Origin of the sequence: Weissella tructae, assembly GCF_000732905.1 — a bacterium.
GTDB classification, from domain to species: Bacteria; Bacillota; Bacilli; order Lactobacillales; family Lactobacillaceae; genus Weissella; species Weissella tructae.
Genome location: NZ_CP007588.1, coordinates 720,285 through 732,303, shown reverse-complemented (window position 1 = coordinate 732,303; position 12,019 = coordinate 720,285). Strand labels below are relative to the sequence as shown.

Here is a 12,019-nt window from a genome sequence, read left to right as displayed (position 1 = left end):
ATGTACAATTAATAAGAAAGTGGCGAAAAATGGAATTATTTTTAAACGATGGAAATACGATTTATTTTACGGATTTTGGATCAAAATCAGCCCAGCCAATCATATTTATTCATGGGTTTTCAGGACGTCATAGTGAATTTTATGGACAAGTAGATACATGTTTACAGGCTGGATTTCGTGTGATTCAAGTTGATCTGCGAAATCACGGTCGGTCTTCAGTTGACCCTAATGCGACGATTTCTAGATTGAGTGTAGATATTGCAGAATTAATTGCGGCGTTAGAATTGGATCATGTGATATTTATTGCACATTCGATGGGAGCAGCAGTAACGTGGAGTTACATGAAATTGTTTGGGACCGAAAAGATTGCGAAAATTGTGACAATCGATGAGTCACCACAATGTTTAGCTGTTGATACTTGGCCTTACAGTTTATTTGAGACGACTTGGGCGAGTGTTCCTGAGGTGTTTGATCATTTCAAGCAAACAAAAATGACAGTTAATCGCTTACCCGATGATATTTTTAAAGAAATTAAAAATGAGAAAGACAAATACGCATTCAATACATCGGATAATCAGCGTTTATTGGAAAGTCATGTTGTAGCCATGTGGCAATCAGTTATTGCTGCAGTAGATAAGCCACAATTATTTATTGCAGGTGAAAAATCTCCCTTATGGTCGCCGGAACATGCCGAGTATTGTGCAAATTTAGCGAAACAGGGATCGTTTGCAATCATACCAAATACCGGACACTTACCGCATGCAGAGGCGCCAAAGGCATTTAATGAACAGGTGATTTCCTTTTTATTAATGACTAATCGTGATTAATATCACATTTTTAAATTGTAATCATTCTAAATTAGATGTAGAATAGACTTGAAGAAAGGTTCTTCAAGTCTTTTTATTTAGGGGAAAAGCTATGGACAAATTAGAAGTTAAGCAGTTAGGTATTCGTTATGAAGAAGATGTCTTCAGTGATGTTAGTTTTGAACTGACAGGTGGACAATGGTTGACCATCACAGGAGAGTCTGGAAGTGGGAAGAGTACGCTATTAAAAATTATCGCGGGGCTACAAGATGCGACGAGCGGTGAAATACTATTGAATGGCGTGTCACAATGGGATCAAGATATTGAATCATATCGTGAAGATGTATCGTATGCCGTACAAATGGCACAACTGTTTGGTGAAACGGTACAAGAAAATCTAGACTTGCCTTATCAAGTACGTGAAAAGGCAATTGACCGTGACCGTCAAATTGAGTTATTGGGGATGGTTGGTTTAACGCCTGATTTCTTAGAACGTGATATTCATGAATTATCTGGTGGGCAACGACAACGTATTGCGGTTATTCGTAATTTATTATTCCCACCAAAGTTTCTACTATTAGATGAAATTTCAACTGGATTAGATGCACACAGTAAAGCTGAACTATGGGAATTGATTGTTAAGATGCAGGCTAAATATGAATTTGGTATTTTAGCCGTGACCCATGATGCAGATGAAATCGCGCACGCACGTCTTGAATTACGTCTCCAAGAAGGAAAGGGAAAGATTTATGAATACGACCGTTGATATTAGTAACACATCTTTAATGTTGTCACTGGGGTTAGTGGCAGTGTCTTTGTTGGTTAGTTATCGTTATCGTTTGAATTTGGGAAAAGAGACAATCATTTCCGTGATTCGTGCGGTGGTGCAATTGACGATTGTCGGCTTTGTTTTACACACTATTTTTAGCGTGAATGAAGTATGGTTAACATTGGCAATGGTGTTGGTGATTATCTTTAATGCGGCTTGGAATGCAAAGGGACGAAGTGACAAATTGCCACATGCATTCAGCATCGCACTAATCGCAATCTTGTCATCAACCACGATTACAGTTGGCATTTTGGTCGCTAGTGGGGCCATTAAATTTGTCCCTTATCAAGTGATTCCCTTTACAGGAATGGTAGCTGGAAATTCAATGGTTGCTGTGGGATTGGTGTTCCGTGGTTTGAATCAACAATTTAAAGACCAACAAGGGGCAATCATGGAACGCTTGGCATTAGGATCACGCCCTAGTGAAGCCGGAAAGTTAATCGCTAACGAAGCGGTCCGTATTGGTATGCAACCCACAATTGACTCAATCCGTACGTATGGATTAGTCAGTTTGCCAGGGATGATGTCTGGACTAATTATGGCGGGAGTTGATCCAGTGTATGCAATTAAATATCAAATTGTTGTTGCCTTTACATTGTTGTCAGCGACCGCTATTGCATCAATGTTGACAAGTTATATGGCCGTACGTCGTTTCTTTAACGCACACTGGCAACTTGTTTTGCCTGGAGATACGCACCATTAACCAGGATGAACCTGCCATTTTCCTAGAATTAACCATATCAAACTATTAATAAATGGCTTACAATTGAATACAGAGTATTTAAGTTAATGAAAGTGGATTTTGAAATAGTGAAATTAGACAAAAAATGGCAAGGGATTGCAACGATTAGTGTATTAAGTATTATCGCCATTGGTATGGTGGGTGTATGGGCGCAACAAAAAGATGAAGGCGTACAAGAGACGCGTGAACAAATCGCTAATTTAAAAAAGATAGCGAGTCCTAAGGTTAAAGAATCTAAGATTGGTGATCCGCTGGGAACGATTGGTAAAACAACCGACCCTGCGTATGCGCCAATTATGACCTTAATCGAACAGCAAGCGTATCAAGGAACCATTTTACTTGTGCGCGATGGGAAAGCTGTCTGGCAACAGGGATTTGGTGAAATGGCTCCGGGGAAGGTATATGATCCGGATGCGCCAATCGCATTGACGTCTATTTCAAAAAATGTGACGGCATATTTGTTGCAAAAAGAACTAACGCGCAAAAAGATGAGTTTAGACACGTCGTTAGCTGAATTTTATCCTGACTTACCTGGCGCACACGAAACGACTTTACGAGATTTAATTCGAATGGATGCGCCGTACCAAGGGGCAGGCTATGCGCCAAATGAAATGTCCGAGGAAGAATATACGGCTTATTATTTGGGGAATTTGACGTATGGCGTAAAGCCTGAAAAATGGAAATACAATGCAACAAACTATCAAATTTTAACCGGTGTCTTGCATAAACTAACGAATAAATCGTATGATGAATTAGTGGCGCAAGATATCAAGCCGAAGTACCAAATTTTAAGCGTTGATGAATTTGAAAAAGCGCATAATCGACCTATTGCGATTAATCGTGAAGGGGAGGCCAAAAAGTTTAACCCCCAACGCTTTAAGCGTGAAATGGGAACTGGAAACTCATTTATGTCAGCTTGGGAAACGTATCGATTAATCAGCGATGAAATTCAAGGGGCTAATTTAACTACAACGGAATTTTCAGATTTGACGAAACCCCGTGAAGGTAAGCCAAATGGCTATGCAGCGGGAATGTATAAACGTGACTATGGCTATCATATACATGGACAATTACAAAGTTTCGAACCAAGTATTGTTTTAGATGATTCTGGTAAAAATGGTGTTGTGTTGTTTAGCAATCGTGCAACGGGAAACCTTGATTATGATCTTGCAAAGCCTATTTTTGATATCTGGATGACCATGAAATAAGGAGGCTGAAAATGGATTCAATTGAACATGCCTTAGAACATATTCGTGCAGCGGGATATAAAATGACGAATCAACGACAATTGATTTTGCGTTATTTAGCCGCACAACATACGCACCCAACAGCGGAAATGATTCATCAAGGTTTAGCCGAAGAAGGACAACAGATTAGTGTAGCAACGATCTATAACACATTAGAAATGTTACAAGAGGTTCAACTGGTCTTGGTCATTGATAGTGATGTGGATGGTAAACAGCATTTTGATTATTTTGGAACGCCACATTATCATGCGATGTGTGTTTCCTGTGGGTTAATTACTGACGGTGAAAATTTTGACATGAGTCAATTAACACGTATTGCGAGTGAAGAAACAGGCTACAAGGTCAGTGGTTACCATGTCGAAGTACAAGGGCTATGTCCAGCGTGCCAAGCAAAGTTAAACACTGCATCAAAATAAAGATAAATGATTAAAAGGCAGTCACGAAAGTGGCTGTCTTTTTTATATGTATGTTCTTGGGGATGTTAATTATTTGAAAATGATGTATAAGTTTTCAAAACTAAATCTTTTTCTAATTTAGAATGATTATAATTTGTGGTATAATAAAAACAACCAATCACAGAGAATGGTGTGACATATTAGGAGGCAAGAAAATGGTAGACATTAATCCGAATTTAGCACAGGATGTTTGGAAGGACATTGGTGAAAACGTTGTATTCGTTGTACTACGTTTGAAGCGTGAAAATCAAGCAGAGACGCAAGAAGGGATGCAAGAATTCGTTGATCGTACACAAGCAATTAATCGCTCAATGAAAATCCGTCAACCCGAAGCAAACTTACGTGTTTCGTATGGGTTTAGTAGTGAAGGATGGGACTATTTATTCCCAACTGCACCTAAGCCACGCGAATTAACAACATTTGAAGGGGTCTCTGGTCCTAACTCAGCAATGCCAGCATCTGAAGGAGATATCTTCCTTCATGTCCGTGCAGGGAACGCAGCTGTCTTGTATGAATTACTAACACAATACATGCAGTTCTTATCACCATTCGCAGAAGTGATTGATGAAACAAAAGGATTCCGTTATTTTGAAGGACGTGCCATTATCGGATACATTGATGGGACGGAAGCCCCACAAGTTGAAGACGCTGCGCCATATGCATTAGTTGGTGAAGAAGACGAATTCTTTATGAATGGTTCATACGCCTTTCCACAAAAGTGGGAACATGACATGGACTTCTGGCGTAAGATGTCTGTTGAAAAGCAAGACAAAGCCGTGGGACGTGAAAAGTTCTCTGACTTGGAATTAGCGGATGAAGACAAAGCGCCTAATGCACATAATGTGGCTTCTAAGACTGAAGTTGATGGTGAAGAACAAAAGATTATTCGCATGAACGTACCATTTTCAGATCCTGCTGGTGGTGCCACTGGTACTTACTTTATTGGTTACTCACGTTACTGGGAAGTGACGAAGGGAATGTTACAACAAATGGTTGATATGGATGATTTCTTGTTGAGCTTCTCAACAATTCAATCTGGTCAATTATTCTTTATCCCATCTCGTCCTTTGCTAGACAAAATTGCAGCGGGTGAATTAAACGACTAATTACGCGTTCGTTAAATAGAAGATATAAAAAACGACTTGCTTAAATGAAAGCGAGTCGTTTTTATGATGGATTCATTTATTATGATAGGAAATGTAAAAAGTTAAATTATATAATATCGCTTTTGCAACAGTTGAATTTTTCGTATAATATAGCTTTGCACTTAGTATGCTATTAAGCTAAAAACAAGTTAACCGTGTTTTACTACATATACATAAACAACGAGGAGAATGACATATGGTAAAGCGAGTATTTATTGTTGGTGCGAAACGAACACCAATCGGTAAGTTTGGTGGTGCGTTAGCAAGCAAAACCGCTGCTATGTTGGGTGGATTAGCGATTGAAGGTGCGCTAAACCAAGCACAATTACCTACTGAAGCAAACGTGGATCAAGTTTTCATGGGAAATGTGCTTCAAGCCGGTTCAGGACAAAATCCAGCTCGTCAAGCCAGTCAACTAGCAGGTCTTGGGGATGGTGTCCCTGCGGTTACGATGAATGATGTCTGTGGTTCTGGATTAACAAGTATTAATCTAGCCGCAGCAATGATTCAATCAGGTCAAGCGGATATCATGGTTGCTGGTGGAATGGAAAGCATGTCAAATGCGCCATATGTGTTAGATAAAGCGCGTTTTGGTTACCGTCTGGGTGACGGGATGATGCGTGATACGATTCTATCAGATGCCTTGACTGATGCTGAAGGCGATTTCCATATGGGGATTACCGCTGAAAACGTGGCGCAAAAGTATGACATTAGCCGTGAAGCAATGGACGCATTTAGTCTAGCTAGTCACCAAAAAGCCGCTGCGGCAATCGAACGTGGGGATTTTGATACAGAAATTGTGCCAGTTCCTGTTACAGTGAAGCGTGAAACAACGATGATTACTCAGGATGAAGGGCCTCGACCAGACTCAAGTTTAGAAAAGCTAGCACGTCTAAAGCCTGCTTTCCAAGAAGATGGTCGCGTCACAGCGGGGAATGCATCAGGGATTAACGATGGTGCCGCTGCGATTGTGTTGGTCAGCGAAGATGCCCTAGAACAATATGGACTAACAGCCTTGGCTGAATGGCAAGGCGCAAGTCTAGTTGGATTGGATCCAACATTGATGGGTGTCGGACCTTACTACGCGGTTGATAAGTTACTTGGTAATGCTGACTTAACGGTAGATGATATCAATGTCTTTGAGTTAAATGAAGCTTTTGCAGCGCAAGCCTTGGCAAGTAATCAATTACTAACAGTAGATGAAGCGCGTGTGAACCCACGTGGTGGAGCCATTGCTTTGGGACATCCCGTAGGTGCATCTGGTGCGCGTGTGCTTGTAAGTTTAATTCATGAGCTACAACCGGAAGAACGTGGAGTTGCGGCACTATGTATCGGTGGTGGTATGGGTGTATCAGCATTGATTACACGTCGTTAAACATATAATACGTATTAAAAAGACTATGTCAGTGGATATGGTCTTTTTTTTGTTGGACTTTTATAGCATGATTTATATGCATATATGTATCCGCTTACGAGGTGTACCAATTTGGGGATGTGGGAATTTTGTGCGTTATTTTTTATGAATTGATAAAAAAATAAACAGATGACTCAGAATTAATTGATAACTAAAGATAAGTGGATTGGTGCATATGTTGATAAACGTGTTTTATAGCGTTTCTTACAAATATGTGTATTTTGGTATACATGTATATTTCGGTACTAAAAGGACGCTTTTTAGATGGCTAATAGGGTTGTGATTTTATTATTTAAAAAACTATCATGAAAAAGAATCACTGCTATATTAAAATATATTTATTAAATTTTGAATGATCAAACCAACTATGTTATTGTAAGTAGATGTGTAATAGTATGGGCTAGATAAAATACATAAGTATGAGAGGTAGAATGAATGGAAAACATAGGTATACTAATTCCCGCTTATAACCCGGATGAACAATTTTTGATGGTTATGAAGGAAATTATGAATGATTCAGTGTTGAATCAAACCGTTGTGGTGGTAGACGATGGTAGTAATGAAGATCACCAATACATATTTAATGAATTGACGAAATTGTATGGGGCTAAGATGACATTGCTAGTGCATGCTGAAAATGCCGGCAAGGGAGCAGCCCTAAAAACAGGATTGGCGTATTTTCAAGAGTCATTACCCGAAATTCAAGGTGTGGCAACGTTGGACGCTGATGGACAACATGCTATTCCAGATGTTCGTCGTAGTATTGACGCATTCACTGGTGAAAATCTAGTGCTTGGTGTACGTCAATTTGATCCTGATGTGCCATTGCGTAGTCGCTTTGGAAACATTCTAACGAGTTGGTTGTTTAGTACATTCACAGGCCATGGGGTATCAGATACACAAACTGGGCTGCGTGTGATTCCAAAGAAGTATTTTGCACCTTTGTTAGCATTTCCTGAAAACCATTTTGAATTTGAATTTAAGATGTTGTTAGATAGTCAAGAATATGGTGTCGAAATGACAGAAGTTCCCATTGAAACCATTTATTTGAATGATAATGTGGGGTCTAATTTTAGAGTTGTGCAAGATTCATTATCAATCTATGCACAATTTTTTAAGTTTGCGGCATCAAGTATCACGTCTTTCTTAGTTGATTTAGGTGTGTTTACAATCTTGATGATGATTTTTGGTACACAAACACGCGAACATATTTTGTGGGCGGTTGTTATTGCGCGTATTCTATCAAGTATCATGAATTACAGTGTGAACCGTCGTTTAGTATTCAATAAAGCGGGTAATCATACATTGGTGAAATATTTTACCCTTGTTGTGGTGCAAATGTACCTAGCAGGTGAATTAACATACATGATTACACAAGTCTTTGCAGGAGCTGAGACGACACTAACTGCGGTTATCGCGAAGATCCTAGCCGATGCGTTGTTGTTCATTGTGAGTTACCAAGTGCAAAAGCGTTTAATTTTTAAGGGAGCGTCAAATGATTAGTCGAACGAAAAAAGTCGCCTATGTATTAGCTTTCCTATTAAGTGTTTTGTATCTAATTTGGCGTGTGTTTTATACATTGCCATGGCATGGTTCAATTTGGATTTTGATTTTTGCCATTCTATTGGTGTTCTCTGAAATCATTTCTAATATTACGGCGTATATCGTTATTTATTTCCGTTTACGTGTGACCAAGAAGAAAATTTCTAACAATCTTGAAGATCAAGATTATTTGCCAGGTGTGCCGGTACCAGATATTGATATGATCGTGGCCACACATGATGAAGATCCAGCCTTGTTACGCAAGACATTTAATGCAATTAAGTACATTGAATATCCAGACAAAAGTAAAGTTCATTTGGTGGTTGCGGATGATGGTAATCGACCAGAAGTAGCGGCTTTAACAGCCGAATACGGTGGTCGTTATATTGGTTTGTCTGGTAACAAAGAGGCCAAGTCTGGAAATATCAATCACGCGTTAACTTTAGTGAACTCACCATTGGTCGCGATTTTTGATGCAGATATGATTCCGTATTCTAGCTTCTTAGATGCAACAGTGCCTATTTTTATGCATAATTTGGCGGACCAAGCCAAGGAAGAGCCTGAAGAAGAACCATTGGGCTTCATCCAAACACCGCAAAGTTTCTACAATGCGGACATTTTTCAATTTAATCTATTTTCTGAGAAATCAGTGCCAAATGAACAAGATTACTTTTCTCGCGATATTAATGTCTTGAACAGTATGAATGGGGCGGCTATCTTTACTGGTTCAAACACGGTCTTTCTACGTCAAGCAATTGACGACGCTGGTGGTTTTCCGGTGGACACATTGACTGAAGATTTTGAATTAGGTGGTCGTATCAACATGGCTGGTTACACGAGTTATTCAACACGTGTACCACAAGCAAGTGGTATTTCACCAGTGGATGTTAAGGGTGTGATTAAGCAACGTGTGCGTTGGGCCCGCGGGGTGATTCAATCATCACGTAACATGCGTATTTTTTGGAATCGTAAGTTGAGCTTCAATAATCGTTTGATTTTGATTAACAGTTACTTATACTGGTGGTCATTCTCACGTCGTATTATGTTTATCGCCGCGCCGATTGTGTTTGCCTTGTTTGATCAACCTGTCGTGATTGCGAATTTGTGGTTGTTGCTAATTTTTTGGGCACCAGGGTATTTCTTACTGCATTGGGTCTTGGGTGACACAGCAAGTAGTATTCGTGACGAACGCTGGGGTGAAATTCAAGAAACATTTTTTGCGCCATTCCTCGTGTTACCAGTTTTGCTACAAGCATTAGGAATCAAGCAAAAGAAGTTTAAGGTGACGGACAAAGATAGTAAGTTTGGTTGGCGTGACCGTTTATACATGGTGCCGTTTGTCATTACATGGTTCCTACTTGTCGCGTCTATCATTCACTTTAACTATGGAAAATTTGGAACTGAAATTTTGATGGGAAGTATTGTGACTTTCTGGCTAGTTATGCACTTAATTAATGTGACATTTTGTATCTTCCTAGCGAGTGGGCGACCAGTGTATCGTGAATACGAACGTTTTGACCGTCAATATGCGGGAATGGTTAGTGTCGCTGGGACAGACTATGCGATGGAAACAATCAATGTATCAGAACAAGGTTTGCTGTTCATTACGCCTAAAAACGAAATGTTGGTTGCCAGTGATGACCAAGAAATTTGTTTGGAATTAGTTTATAAGCGACAAGTTGCCCGATTAAAGGGGCGTATTGTACGTGTAATTGATGTTGATGAACAGCACCAATACGCAGTTGAACTGACGGAAGGACCAATTGATCACGAATCAGAAGATATTTATCTACAGATTATCTATGATGGTTATAATTTGGTTTTGCCAGAAGAACAAGATGAATGGATTACGCCGTTAGATGGGCTATACATTAACTTGGCAAATCGATCAGAAAACTTCATGCGTAGCTATAATAATAAAATGGTTACTGATAAGAAACGAGGTCAATCATAATGAATTTATTCGGCCTACTTTTGTTTGTCGTTGTTGTGATGGGGTACTTCTTTAAATTACGTGAATGGGGTGTTGCAGCCTACTTAGGTTGGATCACCAGCTTCTGGGTCATGACATTAATTTTGTACCTGTTTGCCATGCTTGGATATGTCCAAACCGGGATATATGTTGTCACAGGAATAGGAATTGTATTATTTTTACGTCATTTAATCTTACGTGCTTTAAATAAGATTAGTAGTGGTGGATTGCATGTTCACGTCTTTGACGTTTGGATGATTTTAGCAGGGATTCTGTTAGGAGTAACGCTACAGCAAGTCAGTTTGGTGCATTACGATAATTATTCACATTGGGCAACAATTGTGAAATTCATGTATTTTGAACAACGTATTCCAGGTGCCAGTGATGCGCTGATTTCATTTAGCTCATACCCAATTGGGAATGCCTTGTTCAATAACTACATTGTTAACTTGATTGGCTTTAGCGAAGGGAACATGTTGCTTGCACAATTTATCTACATTTGGGCTGCTGTCTTTAGTATTTTCGAATGTTTGAAAGACCAAAAGCGAGTGCTCTTCTCTGGAATCTTGTGTTTTGTTATTGCGATCAGTATGCTCGCTAATGTTGAAATCGGCTTTAATAACTTGTTGGTAGATTATGTTCTTGCTGCCGTTACGTTGGCAGGATTGTTAGGGGTATATGTCTATCGTGATCAACCATGGTTACAAGCAAGTCATGTGTTCTTAGCAAGTGCGAACTTATTGTTGATTAAAAACTCAGGAGCCTTCTTTGTAGCCTTGATTTTGATTAACTACCTAGTGGCATCATTTGTTTACCCAGCGGATCAAAGTAAGTCAATTAAACATCGCTTACGCTTGATCTTCCGTTGGTTCATGGTTAGTGCAGTGAGTGTGGTACCATTTGTCGTTTGGTTAAATCACGTTAAAAGTACATTTACCAGCTCAAAGCATCAATTAGATGCTGCAGCATTCAGCGGTCAATTGAACGCTGAAGGGCTTGACTACATGCGTGATATTGCACAACGTATGTTAGATGCATCGTTACAATGGTCATCATTATCAACGCTCGTCATGTTGGGTATTAATGTGGTGATGTTTACAACTTGGTTTATTTTGTTGTACAAGGGACGTCCGTCAATCTTATTGAAGCAGTTAGTACTATTAGACTTCATCTTTGTGTTGTACTGCATCAGTATCTTTGCGATGTACCTAGTATCAATGCCGTATGATGAAGCGATAGTACTAGCCGGATACGAACGTTATCTATCAACGATCGTTATCCTGTTGTTATTCTTAGCGGCGGGTATGTTGGTACGTACTTTGGATGATAATCTACATGAACGTAACTATGACAAGCGAGATCTAAAATCATTCCGTGTGTTAAAGAATAAGCGTCTCTATCAACGAACAGCATTTATGCTGTGGTTCTTTGCGATTATCGGTGTTAATGCTGAGTTGGGTAAGATTCAATTTAATGAACGTTTGAACGCAAAGAGTTTACCGGTGTGGATTGATAAGGTAACGCCTGAAGAATTCACGTATAACGATAAGCATGTCTTGTTAGTTGACGCTGTTAGTGAAGAAGTGACGTCTTATTATGCTGGATTCGTAGGGAAGTACTATTTCTTTTCACCGAATGTTGACGCACAAGAAGCGTTTGATTATTCACCAGAAGACTTTAAGAAACATAATGCCGACTATGATTATGTCTTATTGCTCGAAGGACATGAAACGTACGAGAAGTTGACTAAAAAGGTGTACAATCAAGAATTGACACCAGGATTGTATCAAGTACAATCAGATAAACTTGTCCGTGTTGATCATATGGCAGTGTAAATAATCTCATCAGAAACCTCAATTGATATCAT

Annotated in this window: 10 protein-coding genes; all 10 read left to right on the top strand. The window is 39.5% G+C overall.

Annotated elements, in window-relative coordinates:
* The first annotated feature begins 29 nt into the window (after window positions 1-29).
* The 10 genes from WS08_RS03550 to WS08_RS03505 all read left to right on the top strand — a co-directional run bounded on the left by WS08_RS03550 (window position 30) and on the right by WS08_RS03505 (window position 11,987).
* The gene (locus WS08_RS03550; RefSeq protein ID WP_009765254.1) at window positions 30-827 is read left to right on the top strand and encodes an alpha/beta fold hydrolase; all 798 of its coding nucleotides are present in this window, start codon (window positions 30-32) and stop codon (window positions 825-827) included.
* 91 nt (window positions 828-918) lie between these two features.
* A complete protein-coding gene (locus WS08_RS03545) occupies window positions 919-1,572 on the top strand; it encodes an ABC transporter ATP-binding protein (protein ID WP_038528394.1) in 654 nt (217 codons plus the stop codon).
* Window positions 1,556-2,338, top strand: coding sequence for an ABC transporter permease (locus WS08_RS03540; protein ID WP_009765256.1), 783 nt, complete (start codon window positions 1,556-1,558; stop codon window positions 2,336-2,338). Before WS08_RS03545 ends, WS08_RS03540 begins: the two co-directional genes overlap by 17 nt.
* A gap of 107 nt (window positions 2,339-2,445) precedes the next feature.
* Window positions 2,446-3,585, top strand: a complete 1,140-nt coding sequence (locus tag WS08_RS03535) for a serine hydrolase domain-containing protein (RefSeq protein ID WP_158500889.1) — start codon at window positions 2,446-2,448, stop codon at window positions 3,583-3,585.
* Between the two features lie 11 nt (window positions 3,586-3,596).
* On the top strand, window positions 3,597-4,040 hold the full coding sequence (locus WS08_RS03530; RefSeq protein ID WP_009765258.1) for a Fur family transcriptional regulator: 444 nt from the start codon (window positions 3,597-3,599) through the stop codon (window positions 4,038-4,040).
* Between the two features lie 194 nt (window positions 4,041-4,234).
* Window positions 4,235-5,185, top strand: coding sequence for a Dyp-type peroxidase (locus WS08_RS03525; RefSeq protein ID WP_009765259.1), 951 nt, complete (start codon window positions 4,235-4,237; stop codon window positions 5,183-5,185).
* A 235-nt stretch (window positions 5,186-5,420) separates the two neighbouring features.
* Window positions 5,421-6,599: a thiolase family protein gene (locus WS08_RS03520; RefSeq protein ID WP_009765260.1), complete on the top strand. Its 1,179-nt coding sequence runs from the start codon at window positions 5,421-5,423 to the stop codon at window positions 6,597-6,599.
* Between the two features lie 474 nt (window positions 6,600-7,073).
* Window positions 7,074-8,141 carry a bifunctional glycosyltransferase family 2/GtrA family protein gene (locus WS08_RS03515; RefSeq protein WP_009765261.1) on the top strand — a complete coding sequence of 356 codons (1,068 nt, stop codon included), beginning with the start codon at window positions 7,074-7,076 and terminating at the stop codon, window positions 8,139-8,141.
* A complete protein-coding gene (locus WS08_RS03510) occupies window positions 8,134-10,134 on the top strand; it encodes a glycosyltransferase (protein WP_009765262.1) in 2,001 nt (666 codons plus the stop codon). Before WS08_RS03515 ends, WS08_RS03510 begins: the two co-directional genes overlap by 8 nt.
* The gene (locus WS08_RS03505) at window positions 10,134-11,987 is read left to right on the top strand and encodes a hypothetical protein (protein ID WP_009765263.1); all 1,854 of its coding nucleotides are present in this window, start codon (window positions 10,134-10,136) and stop codon (window positions 11,985-11,987) included. The genes WS08_RS03510 and WS08_RS03505 overlap by 1 nt, the downstream gene beginning before the upstream one ends.
* The last annotated feature ends 32 nt before the right edge of the window (window positions 11,988-12,019 follow it).